The organism is Methylobacterium oryzae (genome assembly GCF_021398735.1).
Taxonomy (GTDB): Bacteria; Pseudomonadota; Alphaproteobacteria; order Rhizobiales; family Beijerinckiaceae; genus Methylobacterium.
Window position 1 is genome coordinate 2,339,465 of record NZ_CP090349.1, and the last position, 18,036, is coordinate 2,357,500.

Consider the following 18,036-nt stretch of genomic DNA (forward strand, 5'->3'; position numbering starts at 1 on the left):
CGCGGGGGGAGGGAGAACCCGTCAGGTCCCGATCCGGACCGGCGTGTGCCCCGGCCCTACGCGCCGAGCCCGCCCACGCACAGGTACTTGGTGTTCAGGTAATCCTCGATGCCCTGGTACGAGCCCTCTCGGCCGAGGCCGGATTCCTTCACGCCGCCGAAGGGCGCCACCTCGGTGGTGATGATCCCCTCGTTGATCCCGACCATGCCGTATTCCAGCGCCTCCGCGACTCGGAAGGTCCGGCCGAGGTCGCGGGTGTAGAAGTAGCAGGCGAGCCCGTACTCGGTGTCGTTGGCCATGCGGATCGCCTCCGCCTCGTCGCGGAAGCGGAACAGCGGCGCCAGCGGCCCGAAGGTCTCTTCCCGGGCCACCGCCATGGCGGGGGTGGCGCCGGTGATCACCGTCGGCTCGAAGAACTGGCCGCCCAGCGCGTGGCGGTGGCCGCCCGCCACCACCCGGCCGCCCTTCTCCACGGCGTCGCGGATATGGGCCTCGGTCTTCTCCACGGCCGCCATGTCGATCAGCGGCCCCTGGGCGACGCCGTCCTCGACGCCGTTGCCGACCTTCAGGCGGTTGGCCGCCTCGGCCATCTTCTCCGCGAAGGCGTCGTAGATCCCGTCCTGCACCAGGAACCGGTTGGTGCAGATGCAGGTCTGGCCGGAATTGCGGTACTTGGCGAGCATCGCGCCGGCCACCGCCTTGTCGAGGTCGGCGTCGTCGAACACGATGAAGGGCGCGTTGCCGCCGAGCTCCATCGAGACCTTCTTCACCGTGTGGGCGGCCTGCTCCAGCAGCACCTTGCCGACCTCGGTGGAGCCGGTGAACGTGATCTTCTTGACGAGCGGGTTGCCGGTCATCTCGGCGCCGATGGCGCGGGCCGAGCCGGTGAGGATCGAGACCGTGCCGGCCGGGAAGCCGGCGCGCTCGCACAGGACGCCCCAGGCGAGGCCGGAGAGCGGGGTCTGCGAGGCGGGCTTGATCACGATCGGGCAGCCGGCGGCCAGAGCCGGGGCGATCTTGCGGGCGATCATCGAGGACGGGAAGTTCCACGGCGTGATCGCCGCCACGACGCCGACCGGCTCCTTGGTGACGAGAATCTTGCGGTCGCCCCAGGGGGAGGGGACCACGTCGCCGTAGACGCGGCGCGCCTCTTCCGCGAACCACAGCACGTAGGCGGCCGACATGGCGACCTCGCCGCGGGACTCGGTCAGCGACTTGCCCTGCTCGGCGGTGAGGATCTGCGCCAGATCCTCCTGATGCTCGGTCACGAGCGCCGCGAGCTTGCGCAGCAGCACGGCGCGCTCGTTGGCGGTCTTGGCGCGCCACGCCGGGTAGGCCTCGTGCGCCGCCTTGATCGCCTGCCGGGTCTCGTCGGCGCCGGCATTCGGCACCTTGGCGATCAGCGCGCCGGTCGCCGGGTTGGTGACGTCGATGCTGCCGGAACCGGCCTTCGACCATGCGCCGCCGATCAGGCAGGCATCGACCAGCAGGGCGCGGTCCTTCAGGGAGGGGGTCTCGAACTCAGGCATCCAACGGTTCCTTCGGCGGCCGCGGCATGTCGGGCTGGGACATGCCGGACCGCGGCTTGAGAGGCACGCTCTGGGCCGTATTCCTCGCCTGCGCCTCGGCTTTTGTCTCGAAGACATGGGGAGCCAGGTCGCGGCTCGCCAACGAGGCGCCGAGTTTCAATCGCAAGAACGCGCTCGTGGTATACCGGGACGCGGTCTCGTAATAGCGGTTTTCGAGATAGGCGATCGCCGAGAAGTAGGCGTCGCTCACCGTCGGGTCGATCTCGAACCCGTCGTAATTGGCGATCAGGTGGACCTTCCTGCCGATCTCCTGGCAGGCGCGCTCGTATTCGCGGCGCACCAGCTCGACGTCGTCGATGGTCCGGACCTGGAAGCCCTCGAGGTTCGAGAACAGGATGTTGCGCTCCGGGTCGTAGCTGATCCGCTCCGACAGCGAGAGGCCCAGCAGCCAGGGCTCCAGCGCCATCACGGACTCGCGGAACAGGCGCGGATCCATCGGCTGCGGATCCTGCACGATTGGGGTGAAGCCCATCTGGCCGAGGATGTCGCGCGCGATGTCGATGCCCGGCGCGACCTCGACCAGCTCCATGCCGGCCCGCGTCCGGCGGAACACGCAGCGCTCGGTCACGTAGAGCACCGGCTGGCCGCGCTCGGCCGCGTAGGCCCCCGAGAAGGTCACCTGCTCGACCGCGGCGATGAATTTCCGCGAGCGGCCCTCGCTGAGGATCCGGATACCGCCGTCCTCCACCGCCACCTTGAGGCCGTCGGCCGTGAACGTGCCGGCGAAGACGAGGCTCTTGGCGTTCTGCGAGATGTTGATGAACCCGCCCGCGCCCGCGAGCTTCTTGCCGAACCGGCTGACGTTGACGTTGCCCTCGGCGTCGCACTGGGCGAGGCCCAGGCAGGCGAGATCGAGGCCGCCGCCGTCGTAGAAGTCGAACTGCTGGTTCTGGTGCAGCACCGCGGCCGGGTTGAGGGCGGCGCCGAAATCCAGCCCACCCTGCGGCAGGCCGCCGATCACGCCGGGCTCGGCGGTCAGCGTCAGGTATTTCAGCACCCGCTCCTCGGCGGCGACCGCCGCGACGCCCTCGGGCATGCCGATACCGAGATTGACCACGCCGCCCGGCGGGAGCTCGAAGGCGCAGCGCCGGGCGATGACCTTGCGGGTGTCGAGCGGCATCGGGGCGATCCGGTCGAGCGGCACGCGCTGGCGGCCCGTGAAGGCGTGGTTGTAGGGCGTGCCGTAGGTCTGGCGGTGGTTCTCGGGCGTGCTGAGCACCACGCAATCGACCAGCACGCCGGGCACCTGCACCTCGCGCGGGTTGAGAGAGCCGGCCTCGGCGAGCCGCTCGACCTGGGCGATGACGAAGCCACCCGAGTTCTTCGCCGCCATGGCGGCGGCGAGGTTGTCGAGGGTGAGCGCCTCGCGCTCCATGGTAATGTTGCCGGCGGGGTCGGCCGTGGTGCCGCGGATCAGCGCGACGTTGACCGGGAAGGCCTTGTAGTGGAGCCAGGCCTCGCCGCCGAGCTCGACCACGCTGACGAGGTCTTCCTGCGTCACGGCGTTGAGCTTGCCGCCCTCCAGACGGGGGTCGACGAAGGTGCGTAACCCCACTTTGGTGATGTGGCCCGGCGTGTGGGCGGCGATCTCGCGGTAGAGGTGCGAGACCACGCCGAGCGGCAGGTTGTAGGCCTCGATCTCGCCCGCCACCGCCATGGCGCCGAGCTTCGGCACGAGCGCCCAGTGGCCGCCGACGACGCGGCGGACGAGGCCCGGGATCGCGAGCTTGTTGAGGCCGCGCTCCTTGCCGTCGCCGGGGGCGGCGGCGAACATCAGGCCGATCCCGTGCGGGCCGTTGCCGGATTCGAAGCGGCGGGCGAGCGCCAGGATCAGCTCGTCGGGCGTGCCGATCCCGACGAAGCCCGAGACCGCCACCATGTCGCCGTCCTGCAGGATGGCGGCGGCCTCGTCGGCGCTGACGATCTTGTTCTTCAGGCTGCCCATGCGGCACTCCCCCGAGCCTGCACGTTATCCCCGCTTGCCGAGCCAGTCGGCGATGCCGGAGCCCAGCAGCTTCTGTGCCTTGCCGCCGACGAAGACGCCGACATGGCCGCCGGGCAGACCCATCTCGGTGTAGTCGGTGGTGCCGATCTTATCCTTCAGCGCCTGCGAGGTGGCCGGCGGGATGATGTGGTCGTCCTGGGCGAAGACGTTCAGCACCGGGCAGGTGATGGCCTTCAGGTCCACCCGCCGGCCGCCGAGCTCGAAGGCGCTCTCGACCAGCTTGTTGTCCTGGTAGAGGTCCTTCAGCCACTGCTTGGCGGCCTCGCCGGGATGGTCCGGACGGTCGGCGATCCACTTCTCCATCCGGAGGAAGTTCAGGAACTTTTTCTTGTCGTCGAGGGCGTCGAGCAGGTCGAGGTTGTACTTCGTCATGGTGCGCATCGGCGTCATCATCGAGAACACCGAGCCCATGAAGGCGCCGGGCAGCGACCCCTGCGCCTCGATCAGCCGGTCGACATCCTCGGGCGTGAGCGAGCGGGTCCAGACGTTGATGAAGCCGTGGCCGGCCCGGTTCTCCCGCGTGTCGGCGTGGAAGTCGATCGGCGTGATCGTCAGCACCATCGCGTTGACGGTCTCGGGGTAGAGCGCCGCGTAGCAGGTGGTGAAGACGCCGCCCTCGCAGATGCCGAGCAGGCTCACTCGCTCGCGCCCGGCCGCCTCCTGGATGAAGGCGACGCACTCGGCGAGGTAGCCGTCCACGTAATCGTCGATGGTGACGTAGCGGTCGGCCCGGCCCGGATTGCCCCAGTCGACCACGTAGAGGTCGAGGCCGAGATTCAGGAGATTGCGGACGAGCGAGCGGTCCTCCTGCAGGTCGGCCATCGTGTAGCGGCCGATCAGGCCGTAGACGATGAGCACCGGCGGCAGGCCCGCGCTCTCGGCGAGCGGCCGGTAGCGGTAGAGGCTGACCTTGTCCTGGCTCCAGACCAGGTCCTTCGGCGTGGTGGCGATCTCGACATCGGCGTCGCTGACATCGGCGAACAGCCTGGCGCCCTCGCTGATGCGGCGGCCGAGGGTGCCGACCTCGGCCAGCAACGCGGCCGGGGTGAGATTCAGCGGGGCGGCGGGCCCCTTCGGCTTCTCCTGATCAGCCATGGGCGTCCTCCCCGACCCGTGAACCGCCGGCTCTCGCGGTCTTGCCGGCCTGCCGACGCTCGCGGCGGAGCGCCCGGACTTCCCGGCGCAGCTCGGTCAGGCTCTTGTGGACGTCGTCGAGCTCGGCCCGGGTCGGCTGGCCGTAGAACTCGGACAGGAAGGCCGCGACGTCCTGCTGGGCGAGCCGGAGGTCCGTGGAGGCCCGCAGGACCGCCCGCTGCGAGGCCAGGAACGCGTCGGAGCGCTGGACCTCCAGGAGGACCGCGTTGGCGGTCTCGATCCACCGGCTCATCATCTCGCGGGCGGAGGCGAAGCTCTCGCCGTTTTCGGCGCGGGCATTGGCCTCCTTCGCGAAGGTCCCGGCCGCCCGCGTCCAGGCCTGCAGCATCACGGCCTGATGCTCGCTCTGCGCCCGCCGCAGGCTCGCCCAGGCGGTGAACAGCGCCGCGTAGCGCCGCTCGGTCTGCCACAGGTCGGCGAGCTGCGGGCCCTCGGCCATGCGGGTCAGGGCGGCGTCGAACTCGGCCGAGCCGCCGAGCCAGGCCTGCGGATCGAAGATCCGGGCGAGCACCGCTCCGGCCGTCGGGTCCGGTGCGCCGGGGCCGCCCTGGAGCGAGCGCGTCAGCGTCTGCGAGAGGGCGCTGGCGGCGGTCCAGGCCTCGGTCAGCTTGGCCTGCGCCGCGGCGAGATCCGCGAGGTCGCCGCCCGGGAAGGCCGGCCAGCCGAACCCGGTCGCGGACTGCCCGGCGCCCGGGGTGAAGAAGCCCGCGCCGGCCCGCGTCCAGAACTCGCTCATCGCCCGGAACGCGTCGAACTGGTCCATGCTGGCGTCTCTCCTCACAGCCCCGAGGCTGAAACCGTCGCCCCCGTCCCCGCGAGCGGAGCGAAGCAATCCAGCAGCGCCATGCTCAACGACGGCGCGCCACCCTGGGTCGCTTCGCTGCGCTCGCGATGACGGTGTGGGCTGGACTGATCGGGCGACAGCCCCGGCATCACCGCCGTCGTCATGCTCACGCCGCCGGGCGCGCCTCTCCCAGCGCCTCGGCGTAGATCGCGAAGGCGTCGTCGTAGGTGACCTCGCGCGGGTTGTTCACGAGGAGCCGCGTCTGCTTCATCGCGTCGGTGGCCATGCGCTCTAGGTCCTGCCGGGCGACGCCGACCTCGGCGAGCGAGGCCGGAACCTTGCAGTCGCGGCAGATCGCGTCGAGACTCTCCACGAAGCGCTTGGCGGCCTCGGGCCGCGGCAGGTCCGCGGCCGCGGGGTCGAGGATCGGCGCGAGCTCAGCGTAGAGTCCTTCAGCGTGCGAGAGGTTGAAGCGCATCACCCCCATCAGCACCAGGGCGTTCGAGAGCCCGTGCGGCACGTGGAAGATCGCGCCGACCGGGTAGGCGAGGGCGTGCACCGCCGCCACCGGCGCGTTGGCGAAGGCCATGCCGGCCAGCATCGAGCCGAGCAGCATGCCGGAGCGCGCCTCGAGGTTCTTCCCGTCCGTGCAGGCAGTCCGGATGTTGGCCGAGAGCAGCGCCAGGGCCTGCTTGGCGAGCTGGTCGGAGATCGGGTTCTTCTTGTTCTTGCTGGTGAAGGCCTCGATGGCGTGGACCATGGCGTCGATGCCGGTCGCCGCGGTGACGTGCGACGGCAGGCCGAGCGTCAGCTCCGGGTCGAGCACCGCCCAGTCGGGCAGGAGCTTCGGCGCGACGACGCCCTTCTTCTCGGTGGTCGGCGTCGTGACGATCGAGATCGGCGTCACCTCCGAGCCGGTGCCGGCCGTGGTCGGCACCAGGATCAGCGGCAGGCGGTCGCCCTTGGCGAGGCCGACGCCGTAGATCGCGTCGAGCGGCTCGTCGGACTTGGCGAGGTAGGCCACGAGCTTGGCGGTATCGAGCGCCGAGCCGCCACCGATCGACAGGACGAGGTCGGTCCCGAGCTCGCGGGCGCGCTTGGCCGCCGCCTCGATCACCGTCGAGGGCGGGTCGGCGACCACGTCCTCGTAGACGTCGAGGGTGACGCCCGCGGCGGCCAGGGCCGCCTCGGCGGCCTGGGTGAGGCCGGCGCCGCGCACGCCCTTGTCGGTGACGAGGAGGACGCGCTTGGCCCCGAAGCTGCCGACGATCTCCGGCAGCTTCTTCGCGGCGCCGGCCTCGAACAGCACGTTCGGCGTGGTCTGGAAGGTGAACGGGTTCATCGCGCTGCCCTGTCTTGCGTGCCGACCATCTGCGAAACCGGCCTCACTCGGCCGGCTCGAAATCCTTCACCTTGGCGCGCAGCTCGTCGACCAGCACGCGGGTGTTCTCCGAGTAGTCGATCGGCACCGCCACGAGGTGCACCCCGCCCGCCGCGAAGGCCCGGTCCAGCGTCGGCACGAGGTCGTTGACCGACTCGACCCGGTGGCCGGTCGCCCCGTACGACTTGGCGTAGAGGACGAAGTCCGGGTTGCTGAAGGTCATGCCGTAATCGGCGAACTTGTCGACCGCCTGCTTCCAGCGGATCATCCCGTAGGCCGAGTCGTCGAGCACCAGCACCACGAGGTTGAGCTTCAGCCGGACGGCGGTCTCCATCTCCTGGCTGTTCATCATGAACCCGCCGTCGCCGCAGACGGCCATCACGCGCCGCTTCGGGTAGAGCATCGCCGCCATCATGGCCGAGGGCAGGCCCGCGCCCATCGTGGCCAGCGCGTTGTCGAGGAGCAGCGTGTTGGCGACGTAGGTTCGGTAGTTCCGGGCGAACCAGATCTTGTACATGCCGTTGTCGAGGCACACGATCCCGTCCTCCGGGATCACCCGGCGCACGTCACGCACGAGGCGCTGCGGCGTCACCGGGAAGCGGTCCTCGCCGGCCCGGTCGGCGATGTGGCCGAGGATGTGCTCGCGCAGGTGCAGCAGCGCGCCCGCGTTCGGGAGCTTGCCGTCGAGCTTGTCGGCCAGGAGCTTCAGCGTCGGGCCAAGGTCGCCCACCACCTCGGCATCCGGATAGTACACCTGCTCGACGTTGGCCGGCATGTAGCCGATGTGGACGACCTTCTGGTCGGCCTGGCCCATGAAGAACGGCGGCTTCTCGATCGTATCGTGGCCGATGGCGATGATCAGGTCGGCCTTGTCGATCGCCTCGTGGACGTAGTCGCGCTCGGAGAGGGCCGCGGTGCCCATGTAGAGGTCGGTCCCGCCCGCGACGGTGCCCTTGCCCATCTGGGTGGTGAAGAACGGGATGCCGGTGCGCTGCACGAAGCCGCCGAGCTCGCCGGTGGCGCGGGGGCGGCTCGCGGCGGCGCCCAGCATGATCAGCGGGCGCTTGGCCTTCAGGATCATGTCCGCGGCGCGCGCGATCGCGGTCGGGTGGGCGACCGGGATGTCGATCGGGTGCGAGGGGACGAGGTCCGCCTCGGCCTCCTCGGAGGCGATGTCCTCGGGCAGCTCCAGCAGCACCGGGCCGGGCCGCTCCTCGGTGGCGACCCGGAAGGCGTCGCGCACGATGGTGGGGATCGAGGAGGCCGAGACGATCTGCCGGGCCATCTTGGTGATCGGCTTCATCGACGAGATCACGTCGACGATCTGGAACTTGGCCTGGCGCGAGGACAGGATGCCCTTCTGGCCGGTGATGATGATCATCGGCATGGCGCCGAGATGGGCGTAGGCCGCGCCGGTGGAGAAGTTCAGGGCGCCCGGGCCGAGCGTCGAGAGGCAGACGCCGGGGCGGCCGGTGAGCCGGCCGTGGGTGGCGGCCATGAAGCTCGCCGCCTGCTCGTGGCGGGTCAGGACCAGCTCGATCTTGGAGTTGCGCAGAGATTCGACGACGTCGAGGTTCTCCTCCCCGGGAATCCCGAAGATGCGGTCGACGCCCTCGTTCTCGAGGGCCGCGACGAGGAGATCTGAACCTTTGGGCATGCGACGTCTCGCTGATGTAACGGTGTTCCCCGGCCGTCCGGGCCGATTCCGGCACTGTGATCGCGAGGCCGTGAACGACACGAGACGGAGGAACACCCCCCGAATACTCGGTTCGTTAGAGGGCCCCCCTGTAGGGTGGTCAAGGGCCGTCCGGGCCCGTGACGTCACAGAGCCGGCCGGATGCTAACGTGCGGTCCGCCGCCCCGGCTTCGGGCCGGTCGAGCGCACCGGCGGGGCCGACCCGGCTGCCGCGATGGGACAGCGATGGATCGCATCGAGAGCGACAAGACCGTGCCGCCGGAGGACCGGGAGGCGGATGCCCCGGCCGTGGACTCGGTGCTGGCACCGGTCGCCGATTTCCCGCGGATCGACCTCCGCGCGGGCGTCGAGGCCTGGGACAAGCGGCGCAAGGCCGGCAAGCGGCTGCGCGCCGAGGTGCCCCACGCGGGCCAGGCCGCCCTGGCTTCCGATCCCGACCGGCCCGACCCGGTCGCCCTGATCGAGGCCGCCCACGCGGGCCGCCAGCCGCACCTGATCCCGCTACGGGTCGCCCGGATGGCGAGCTCGCCCTTCGCGTTCCTGCGCGGGGCCGCGCACGTCATGGCCTGGGACCTGTCGCGCGGGCCGCGCAGCGGCATCGACGTCGTGATGAACGGCGACGCGCACACCGACAATTTCGGCCTGTTCGGCACGCCGCAGCGCGACATCGTCCTCGACCTCAACGATTTCGACGAGGTCACGATCGGCCCGTGGGAGTGGGACCTCAAGCGCCTCGCGGCCGGGCTGGCGGTCGCCACCGACGACGCGGGCCTGCCGGCGGGCGAGCGGCGGGCGGCCGTCATGGAGGCGGTCTCCGGCTACCAGCACACGATGCGGCGCCTCGCGCCGCAGGGCTCCCTCGACGTCTGGTACCAGACGACCCGCGCCGACGGTCCGCACATCGCCGGGCTCCAAATGAACGCGGAGGCCCGGGCGGTGGTCCGCCGGGCGGTCGACAAGGCGCGGCGTCGCAACAACCGCAGCCTGCTCGCCCAGGTGGCCGAGCGGCGCACCGACGGCACCTGGCAATTGCAGACCGACGCGCCGATCCTGACACCCGTGGACGCGGCGACCCGCGAGGGCGTCGTCACCGGACTGGAGCGCTACGCCGAGACCCTGCCGCGGGAGCGGCGCTTCATGCTCGACCGCTACCACGTGGTCGACGTCGCCCACCGCGTCGTCGGCGTCGGCAGCGTCGGGACCCGGGCCTACCTCGCCCTGCTGTTCGGCAATTCCGACGCCGACGCGCTCTTCCTGCAGGTCAAGGAGGCGGTCCGACCGGCGCACGCGCCGTACCTGCCGGGCGTGCCGGCGCCGTTCTCCGGGCACGAGGGCGAGCGGGTGATCTACGGCCAGCGCCTGCTCCAGGCGGTGGGCGACCCGCTGCTCGGCTGGACCAGCATCGCGGGCCGCCCGTTCTACGTGCGCCAGATGAAGAACCTGAAGGGCGCGATCCCGCTGGCGCGGATGTCCGGCGCGCCGCTCCTGACCTTCTCGTACGCCTACGGGACGCTGCTGGCGCGCGCCCACGCGCGGACCGGGGACGCGGCGGCGATCGCCGGCTATTGCGGCAGCGGCAAGCACCACGACCTGAGCGGGGCGATCGCCGACTGGGCCGCGGCCTACGCGGAGCGCAATGCGGCCGACTTCGCCCTGTTCCGCGCGGCGATCGCGAGCGGCCGCCTGGAGGCCGCAGCGGATCCGTGCCTGTGACGGTGCGGTCTGCTCGCGGCCGGTCGATGCCGTCCGCACGTCCGTCCTCGCGAGCGGAGCGAAGCGATCCAGATCGCGCGACGCCGGCCAGCCTCGCGCTGTCCTGGGTCACTTCGCTCCGCTCGTGAGGACGGCACGGAATGCGTCGACCGTCGCGTTCAAGCGGAAAGCGTATCAGATGATGCCCGGCGCCGGCGGCTCGTGGGCCAGCCGGACCAGGAGGTCCCGCAGCCAGCGGTGGGCCGGGTCGTGGTCGTAGGAGGCGTGCCACAGCATCGACACGGGCACGTCGTCGAGGGGCACCGGCACGGGGCTGACGCTCAGCGCCAGGGCGCTGGCGAAGGAGGTGGCGAGCCGGGCGTGCATCGTGGCGATCACCGGCGCCGCGCGGACCATGAACGGGACCACGAGGAAGCGCGGGGTCGTCACCGCCAGGGTGCGCGAGCGCCCGATCAGCGCGAGGGCGTCGTCGACGACCCCGTGGGCGGTCTCGCGCAGGGACGTCAGCACGTGGGGGAAGCGCAGGTAATCGTCGAGCCCGATCGGCGGCTCCAGGCCGATCAGGGCGGCGTTGAACAGCACCACGTAGCTGTCCCGGTAGAGGAGGCGCTGCTTGTGGTGGAGCTGCCCCTCCGAGAACAGGCCGATGGCGAGGTCGACCCGGTCGGCGTCGAGCTCGTCGAGGATGCGGGTCCGGTCGACGGAGCGCAGCAGCAGCCGGATGCCGGGCGCGTCCCGGCGGAGCTGCGCGATCAGCCGCGGCCCGAGCAGCGCCTCGACGCTGTCGGGCAGACTCACCGTGAAGGTGCGCGCGACGGTGGCCGGATCGAACCGCTCCTCCCGGTGCACCAGCGCCTGCACCTGCCGGAGGGTGGCGCGCAGCGGCTCGGCGATCTTGAGGGCGCGGGGCGTGGGCCGCATCCCGTCCGGCGCCCGGGTCAGGAGCTCGTCGTCGAACAGGCGGCGCAGGCGGGCGAGGCTCGAGCTCATCGCCGACTGGCCGATCCCGACCCGCGCGGCGGCCCGCGTGACGCTGCGCTCGTCGAGCAGCGCGTCGAGGGCGACCAGCAGGTTCAGGTCGATCCGGCTGAGATCGATATGGTCGATGGCCACGGGCGTCGCGTTCGGTGGAGGGTCGGAGTGCCGACATAGCAGATGCGACGGCTTGCCCGTCATCCCGAAGTCGCGCCGCGGCGTCCCGGAGTGACGGCAGGGCTCGGCCCATGTGACGGTGCCAGCGACTGATAATTCTGCGGCACCGACGTCCTTGCGAGCGGAGCGAAGCGAGCCAGCAGCGCGACGCCTGCCGATGTTGCGCGGCCCTGGGTCGCTTCGCTGCGCTCGCGAGGACGGAGAGGGGCGTCGACCGGGGCGCGGCTCAGTTTTCCTTGACAATGTTCCTATTTTGTGCTTCCTGACCGCACCTGTCCGCGGCGGCCCGGGAGCGATCCCGGGGCGTCCTTCGGGGGCCCGCCCGGTGGCTGACCGTGCGGGTCCGGGGACGGGGCGGCGCCCGCGTCGGTGGCTCTCAGCCGCCATCGCCCCGGGCGGCGGACCGGTGCGGGGCGTGCCTCGGATGCGGGCGTGAGACCGGGCGGCACTGTGCCCGGCGGGGTGAGGAAATGCCCCCGCGCCGACCCGCCTCTGGGCCGACCCTGAGCGACCTGCGGACCCGCCCACTACGAGGCGGGGGACGGCTGGAAGGCCACGGCGCCGATGCGGGTTCCGGAGGTGCGGGCACGGCGTACGAGCACGGCGTGCCTGCACCTCGACAGAGACCGCTAACGGGGAGTCGCAGGACCGGGACGTCGGAGACGCCGCGACGAGACAGACGGCACCGGCCGGGGACCATGCCCGGCCGATGCCGCGGGGCGCCGCGGGGATCGGATCCCGCGCGTACTTGGCCGACACCTGGGTTCCCGCGGCGTCCCGCGTCCCTCGTGCTCGCCTCCCGGGCCATGCCCCCGGCGCCACGCGCGCGCGGGGACGATCACGCGTGTCCGGTGCCGGCACCTCGGGACGAGCCGGGGAGAGCGATGGTTCGCGCCCCGCCGGTCCTCAGGCCGGCAGCGGCTCGCGCGGCTCGGTGTGGTCGAACAGCCGGGGCGGCGCGATCGCGTCCCGGGCGCCCATCCGGGCGACGAGATGATCGGCGACCCGCAGGGCGTTGGCGATGATCGTCAGCGTCGGGTTCACGGCGCCGATCGACGGGAAGAAGCTGGCGTCGGTCACGTAGAGGTTGTCCAGCTCGTGCGCCTTGCAGTTCGGATCGAGCACCGACGTCCTCGGATCCTCGCCGAACCGCAGGGTGCCCGCTTGATGGGCCGTCCCGCCGATCGGGACGTTCTTGCCGAGGTAGAGCGAGCGGTCGAACAGGTGCGGGTGGATGTCGGTGAAGCTGCAGATCTCGCGCAGCTTGTGCCGGAGCCGCTTGTGCGCCTCGACGTTCGTCTCGGTGAGGTCGAGATGGACCGCGCCGTCCTTGTAGAAGATCCGGTTCTGCGGCAGCGGCACGTCCTCGGAGGTCAGCCAGAAGTCGACGGAGTGCTTGGCGATCCAGTCGAAGGGCTTGTCGGGGAACCATTGCAGGAAGCCCGGCAGGCCCTCGCCGTGGATCTGGGCCCCGTCCGACTTGCCGACCATCTGGATGTGGCCGAGGGGGAAGTCCCAGCCATCCTTCGGGTCCGGATCGCCGAAGTAGAAGTCGTTGAGGCCGAGCGTCTTCTGGAATCGGGTCGGGTTCGGGACCTTCGAGATCGCCAGCACCGTCGAGTTGTTGTGGCGCATGTAGTTGCGCCCGACCTGGTCCGAGCCGTTGGCGAGGCCGTTCGGGTGCCGGTCGCTGGCCGAGCGCAGCAGCAGCAGCGCCGAGGAGAGGGCGCCGCAGGCCACCACCACGAGGTCGGCCGAGGCCTCGAACGGTGCGCCGTCGCGGTTCCCGACGACGCCCGTGACGGTGCGGCCGGAGGCGTCGGTGACGAGGCGCTCGACGTAGGTGCGGGTGAGCAGCGTCAGGTTCGGGCAGTCGCGCAGGGCGGGGTCGACCACCATGGTCTGGGCGTCGGACTTGCCGTTGGTGGGGCAGGGGAAGCCGTCGAACGATTCGCACTTGATGCAGGGCGAGGTCGGCACCGCGCGGCCGTCCTTCTCCACCAGCCGCACGCCCACCGGCAGGTGGAACGGGTGGTGGCCGGCCCGCTTCAGGTTGTCGAACAGCTCCTGGATCCGCGGCTCGTGCGCTACCGGCGGATGGGCGTAGGGCTTGGTCGACCAGGGCTCGGTCGGGTCCTCGCCGCGCAGGCCGTGGACGTGGAACAGCTCCTCGGCCGCCTGATAGTACGGCTCGAAGACGTCGTAGCCGACGGGCCAGGCCGGCGCGACGCCGTCCTGGTGGCGGATCTCGGAGAAGTCCCTCTCGCGGAGGCGGAAGAGGATCGAGCCGTAGAACTTCGAGTTTCCGCCGACGTAGTAGTGCAAGCCCGGGTGGAAGCTCTTGCCGTCGGACGAGTACCACGTCTCCTTGGCCTGGTAGTAGCCGTCGACGATCACCGCCTGACTGTCCCAGTTCCGCGGCTCGCGCAGCAGGTAGTCGCCGCGCTCGATCAGCAGGATGCGCTTGCCCGTCTGGGCGAGACGCCACGCCATCGTGCCGCCGCCGGGACCGGACCCGACAATGATGACGTCGTAGTGCTCACCGGGCATGTACCGTCTCCGTCCGGACCTGCGTCCTGGCAGGCAACTCGCGAGCCGCTTTTCGGATCATCTCACGGTTCCGTTAAGCCCGTGCCGCGTCGCGGACTCCGCCGCGGACTCCGCGGAGTCCGCAACCGGCGGTTAAGGGCCTTTCCCAACGCCGCCTTCAGGTTCGGCTGCGATCCTGCGGCGAACCGGCCCGACGCCGGGGAGGCCGGAATGATCGACACGATGGCGCCTGTCCTGGCGCTCCTGACCGCGGCCGCACTGGCCTTCGGCCTCTGGCGCCTGCTCGGAACGCGGCGCGCCGAGCGCGAGGCCGAGCGGCTGCAGGACCGCATCTGGCGGATCAGCGAGAGCGAGGACCGCTACCGCGCCCTGGTGGCCGCCACGACCGAGATCATCGTCCAGCGGGATGCCCGCGGGCGCATCACCTACGCCAACGAGGATTTCGCCCGCCTGCTCGGCCGCGAGCCGATCGCGCTGATCGGCTCCCAGGACGATCTCGAGATCCTCGACCGGAACGCCGTGGAGATCGGGCCGGACGGGGTCCGCCGCCTGGAGGCGCAGGTCCGGACGGCGGACGGGCGAGCGCGCTGGTTCGCCTTCGTGGAGATGCCGGTGGCGCACGGCGACGCGACCCACTGGCTGCGCGCGGGCCGGGACGTGACCGCGCGGGTCGAGGCGATCCGCAGCCGCGACGCGGCCCTGGAGCGCGCGGAGGCGGCGAGCGTCGCCAAATCCCGCTTCCTGGCGACGGTGAGCCACGAGATGCGGACGCCGCTCAACGGCATCCTGGGCATGGCCGACCTCGTGCTCGGGACCGAGCTGAACCCCGAGCAGCGCACCTACGTGGAGGCGGTGCGCACCAGCGGCCAGGCGCTGCTCGGCCTGATCGACGGGGTCCTCGACTTCTCGCGGATCGAGGCGGGGCGCCTCGACCTCGCGGACGAGCCCTTCGACCTGCCGGCGCTCTCCGAGGGGGTGGTCGAGCTGCTGGCGCCCCGCGCTCAGGACAAGGGCATCGAGATCGCCCTCGACGTCGCCGAGGACTTCCCGGCCGCGATCCTGGGCGACGCCGACCGGGTGCGGCAGATCCTGATCAACCTCGCCGGCAACGCCATCAAGTTCACCGAGCGCGGCGGCGTCGGCGTCAGCCTGAGCTTCGCGCGGGCCGGGGCCGGCGGCGAGGTCGTGCTCGCCGTGGCGGATACCGGCCCGGGCATCCCGGAGGAGCGGCTGCCGATCCTGTTCGAGGAGTTCGAGCAGGGCGACGGCAGCGCGAGCCGCAGCCACGAGGGCACCGGCCTCGGGCTCGCCATCACGCGGCGGCTCGTGACCCGCATGGGCGGGCGGATCGAGGCGGACTCGCGCCTCGGCCGGGGCTCGACCTTCCGGGTCCTGCTGCCGCTCGCCGAGGTCGCGGACGCCGGGGGCGGCGGGCGCGCGCCGCTGCCGGCGCTCTCCCCGCGGCGCTGCCTGATCGTCGCCGACTCGCCGTTCCAGGCCCCCTACCTCGCCCGCAGCCTGTCGCGGGCCGGGGCCGCCACCGTGATCGTCGACAGCCTGGAGTCGGGCCTCGACGCCCTGTCGGGGGCTGCGTTCGACGCCGTGCTGGCCGACCGGGCGCTGGGCGACGCGGCGGTGCGGCAGATCGCCGACGCGGCGCGCGCCTGCGGGGTCCGCACGAGCCTCGTGCTCCTCTCGCCGTTCGACCGGCGCGGCTTCGGCGCCCCCGGCGCGGCGGGCTTCGACGGCTACCTGATCAAGCCGGTCCGCCCGCGCTCCCTGTTCGATCGCCTGCTCGCCTCGACGGGCCCAGTCGAGGTCACGTCGGCCCCGCCGGCGGCGCCGACGCGCGTCGGCAGCAGCCTTCGGATCCTGCTCGCCGAGGACAACCCGATCAACGCCCTGCTGGCGACCCGGGCCCTGGAGCGGCTCGGCGCCACGGTGGTCCACGCCGTCGACGGCCTCGAGGCCCTCACGCGGCTGGAGACGGACGGCCCCTTCGACCTCGCGCTGATCGACGTGCGGATGCCCCGCCTCGACGGGCACGAGACCGCCCGGCGGATCCGCGCCGCCGAGTCGGGCGGCGCGCACCGGCTCCACCTCGTCGCGCTGACCGCGAATGCCGGCCGGGAGGACGAGGCCGCCGCCCGGGCGGCCGGCTTCGACGGGTTCCTGGCGAAACCGCTCAATCTGAAGCTGCTGCCGCCGCTGCTGGAGCGCCAGTCCGCGCGGGCCGCCTGAGGGTGCGCGTTGACAGGCGGGCGGGTCCCACGCCAACAGGAGGCCCATGTCGACAGCCAGCCCTCCGTCGCCCGCACCGCGCTCGTCGAGCGGCGCGCTTGCCGCCTGGGGCGCCGCCTTCCTCGTGATCGCCACCGTGCTCATCGGCGCCCTAGCGCCCGCGCGGCACGGGGCACCGGTCATCTCTGCGGCCGACGACCCGGCCTGCGTCGAGTGGACCGACGGCTGCAAGGTCTGCCAGCGCTTGGCCGAGGGGCCGGCCTGCTCGCTGCCCGGCATCGCCTGCCAGCCCGGCGCGCTGCAGTGCCTGCACCGCCGCGAGGGGTGATCCGGCGGTCCGGCCCGTGACTGCCGCGGCGCCGGTGCTGCGCTTCGCGCCGAGCCCGAACGGGCGGCTGCACCTCGGCCATGCCTTCTCGGCGCTGCTTAACGCGGATCTCGCCGCCCGGATGGGCGGCCTCTGCCGCCTGCGGATCGAGGACATCGATCCCGCGCGCTCGAAGCCGGCCTTCGTCGACGGAATCGTCACCGACCTCGCCTGGCTCGGGCTGACCTATCCGGAACCGGTCCGGCACCAGTCCCGGCACATGGCAGACTACCGGGCCGCCCTCGACGGGCTGATCGGCCGCGGGCTCGCCTATCCCTGCTTCTGCTCGCGTGGCCAGATCCGGGCGCGCATCGCCTCCGACGGCGACAGCCCCCGCGATCCGGACGGGGTGCCGCTCTATCCCGGAACCTGCCGCGACCTGGGCTCGGCGGCGGCGGAGCGGATCGACCGGGGCGACCCGCATACCTGGCGGCTCGACGTGGCGGCCGCGATGCGCTGCGCCGGCCCGACGCTCGGCTACGTCGCCTTCGGCGAGGCCGGCGCGCACCGGGTCGCGGCGGATCCGACACGCTGGGGGGATGCGGTGATCGCCCGACGCGACGTGCCGACGAGCTACCATCTCGCCGTGGTCCACGACGACGCGGTGGAGGGTGTCACCCACGTGGTGCGCGGCCGCGACCTGGAGGCGGCCACCGACCTGCACGTGCTCCTGCAGACCCTGCTCGGCCTTCCGGTCCCGCGCTACCGCCACCACCCGCTGCTGCTCGATGACGGGGGCGAGAAGCTGTCCAAGTCGCGCGACGCGCAATCCCTCGCCGACCTCCGGCAGGCCGGCCAGACGCCCGAGGCTGTCCGCGCCCGGCTCGGCTTCGCCTGAGCGGCAGCGCGCTCCCTCAGCGAACCGCCGCGTCGCGCTGGGCGAGGGCGGTGGCGCTCTTCGACTTCTGCATGGTGGCGTCGATCTGCTCGCGCTGGCGCTTGAAATCGGCGAGCAGGCGCCCGTCGAGCTCCCGGCCGCGGGGGACGCGGATCTTCATCGGGTCGACGAAGTGGCCGTTGATGATCACCTCGTAGTGGAGGTGCGCGCCGGTCGACAGGCCGGTCGAGCCGACGTAGCCGACGATCTGGCCCTGCCGGACCTTGACGCCCTCGCGGATGCCGCGGCCGAACCGCGACATGTGGTTGTAGGTCGTCACGTAGCCGTTGACGTGCTGCAGCTCGACCCGGTTGCCGTAGCCCGAGGTCATCTCCGCGCGGATCACCACGCCGTTGCCGGCCGCCATGATCGGGGTGCCGATCGGGTTCGACCAGTCGACGCCCGTGTGCAGCTTGGCGTAGCCCAGCACCGGGTGGCGGCGGTAACCGAAGCCGGAGCGCATGATCCCGTCGGCGATGGGCTTGCGCAGCAGGAACTTCTTCAGCGACCGGCCCTGCTCGTCGAG

At 71.6% G+C, this 18,036-nt stretch carries 13 protein-coding genes (1 of these 13 running past the window's edge); 4 read left to right on the plus strand and 9 right to left on the minus strand.

Annotated features, from left to right (window positions below; all coding sequences use genetic code 11):
• Positions 1-56 precede the first annotated feature (56 nt).
• The 6 genes from LXM90_RS11265 to LXM90_RS11290 form a co-directional block, all read right to left on the minus strand.
• Positions 57-1,529, minus strand: a complete 1,473-nt coding sequence (locus LXM90_RS11265; RefSeq protein WP_020095068.1) for an NAD-dependent succinate-semialdehyde dehydrogenase — start codon at positions 1,527-1,529, stop codon at positions 57-59.
• The gene (locus tag LXM90_RS11270) at positions 1,522-3,534 is read right to left on the minus strand and encodes an acyl CoA:acetate/3-ketoacid CoA transferase (protein ID WP_020095069.1); all 2,013 of its coding nucleotides are present in this window, start codon (positions 3,532-3,534) and stop codon (positions 1,522-1,524) included. The genes LXM90_RS11265 and LXM90_RS11270 overlap by 8 nt, the downstream gene beginning before the upstream one ends.
• Before the next feature lie 24 nt (positions 3,535-3,558).
• Entirely contained in the window at positions 3,559-4,689 is a 1,131-nt protein-coding gene (phaC, locus tag LXM90_RS11275; protein WP_020095070.1) for a class III poly(R)-hydroxyalkanoic acid synthase subunit PhaC, read from the minus strand.
• Positions 4,682-5,512, minus strand: coding sequence for a poly(R)-hydroxyalkanoic acid synthase subunit PhaE (locus tag LXM90_RS11280; protein WP_020095071.1), 831 nt, complete (start codon positions 5,510-5,512; stop codon positions 4,682-4,684). Before LXM90_RS11280 ends, phaC begins: the two co-directional genes overlap by 8 nt.
• A 187-nt stretch (positions 5,513-5,699) precedes the next feature.
• Positions 5,700-6,875 (minus strand): iron-containing alcohol dehydrogenase, encoded by a 1,176-nt coding sequence (locus tag LXM90_RS11285; RefSeq protein ID WP_020095073.1) that lies wholly within the window; start codon positions 6,873-6,875, stop codon positions 5,700-5,702.
• Positions 6,876-6,918: 43 nt separating this feature from the next.
• Positions 6,919-8,571, minus strand: a complete 1,653-nt coding sequence (locus LXM90_RS11290; protein WP_020095074.1) for an acetolactate synthase large subunit — start codon at positions 8,569-8,571, stop codon at positions 6,919-6,921.
• Positions 8,572-8,835: 264 nt separating this feature from the next.
• On the opposite strand from LXM90_RS11290, the gene LXM90_RS11295 reads away from it, so the two are divergent.
• Complete coding sequence (locus LXM90_RS11295) at positions 8,836-10,323, plus strand: DUF2252 domain-containing protein (protein WP_234082762.1); 1,488 nt, start codon at positions 8,836-8,838, stop codon at positions 10,321-10,323.
• A gap of 174 nt (positions 10,324-10,497) precedes the next feature.
• Here LXM90_RS11295 and LXM90_RS11300 read toward each other — a convergent pair whose 3' ends face one another.
• Positions 10,498-11,436: a LysR family transcriptional regulator gene (locus LXM90_RS11300; RefSeq protein WP_056527693.1), complete on the minus strand. Its 939-nt coding sequence runs from the start codon at positions 11,434-11,436 to the stop codon at positions 10,498-10,500.
• A gap of 945 nt (positions 11,437-12,381) precedes the next feature.
• Complete coding sequence (locus tag LXM90_RS11305; RefSeq protein WP_234082763.1) at positions 12,382-14,025, minus strand: FAD-dependent oxidoreductase; 1,644 nt, start codon at positions 14,023-14,025, stop codon at positions 12,382-12,384.
• 210 nt (positions 14,026-14,235) lie between these two features.
• Between LXM90_RS11305 and LXM90_RS11310 the strand changes: the two genes are divergently transcribed.
• From LXM90_RS11310 to gluQRS, 3 genes are read left to right on the plus strand one after another with little or no spacing between them, the layout of a single operon-like run.
• Positions 14,236-16,266: an ATP-binding protein gene (locus tag LXM90_RS11310; protein ID WP_234082764.1), complete on the plus strand. Its 2,031-nt coding sequence runs from the start codon at positions 14,236-14,238 to the stop codon at positions 16,264-16,266.
• A gap of 46 nt (positions 16,267-16,312) precedes the next feature.
• Positions 16,313-16,594, plus strand: coding sequence for a hypothetical protein (locus LXM90_RS11315; RefSeq protein ID WP_234082766.1), 282 nt, complete (start codon positions 16,313-16,315; stop codon positions 16,592-16,594).
• 16 nt (positions 16,595-16,610) lie between these two features.
• Positions 16,611-17,471 (plus strand): tRNA glutamyl-Q(34) synthetase GluQRS, encoded by an 861-nt coding sequence (gene gluQRS, locus LXM90_RS11320; RefSeq protein ID WP_234082768.1) that lies wholly within the window; start codon positions 16,611-16,613, stop codon positions 17,469-17,471.
• Positions 17,472-17,487: 16 nt separating this feature from the next.
• On the opposite strand, the gene LXM90_RS11325 is transcribed toward gluQRS, so the two are convergent.
• Positions 17,488-18,036 carry the final stretch of a M23 family metallopeptidase gene (locus LXM90_RS11325; RefSeq protein ID WP_103986087.1) on the minus strand. It continues 1,476 nt past the right edge of the window, so 549 of the gene's 2,025 nt are visible here — the last part of the coding sequence; the start codon falls outside the window, past its right edge; it ends in the stop codon at positions 17,488-17,490.

Bases quoted from the DNA above. Each gene is read 5' to 3' on its own strand.
- LXM90_RS11265 (WP_020095068.1), bottom strand. From the start codon at position 1,529: ATGCCTGAGTTCGAGACCCCCTCCCTGAAGGACCGCGCCCTGCTGGTC.
- LXM90_RS11270 (WP_020095069.1), bottom strand. From the start codon at position 3,534: ATGGGCAGCCTGAAGAACAAGATCGTCAGCGCCGACGAGGCCGCCGCC.
- phaC (WP_020095070.1), bottom strand. From the start codon at position 4,689: ATGGCTGATCAGGAGAAGCCGAAGGGGCCCGCCGCCCCGCTGAATCTC.
- LXM90_RS11280 (WP_020095071.1), bottom strand. From the start codon at position 5,512: ATGGACCAGTTCGACGCGTTCCGGGCGATGAGCGAGTTCTGGACGCGG.
- LXM90_RS11285 (WP_020095073.1), bottom strand. From the start codon at position 6,875: ATGAACCCGTTCACCTTCCAGACCACGCCGAACGTGCTGTTCGAGGCC.
- LXM90_RS11290 (WP_020095074.1), bottom strand. From the start codon at position 8,571: ATGCCCAAAGGTTCAGATCTCCTCGTCGCGGCCCTCGAGAACGAGGGC.
- LXM90_RS11295 (WP_234082762.1), top strand. From the start codon at position 8,836: ATGGATCGCATCGAGAGCGACAAGACCGTGCCGCCGGAGGACCGGGAG.
- LXM90_RS11305 (WP_234082763.1), bottom strand. From the start codon at position 14,025: ATGCCCGGTGAGCACTACGACGTCATCATTGTCGGGTCCGGTCCCGGC.
- LXM90_RS11310 (WP_234082764.1), top strand. From the start codon at position 14,236: ATGATCGACACGATGGCGCCTGTCCTGGCGCTCCTGACCGCGGCCGCA.
- LXM90_RS11315 (WP_234082766.1), top strand. From the start codon at position 16,313: ATGTCGACAGCCAGCCCTCCGTCGCCCGCACCGCGCTCGTCGAGCGGC.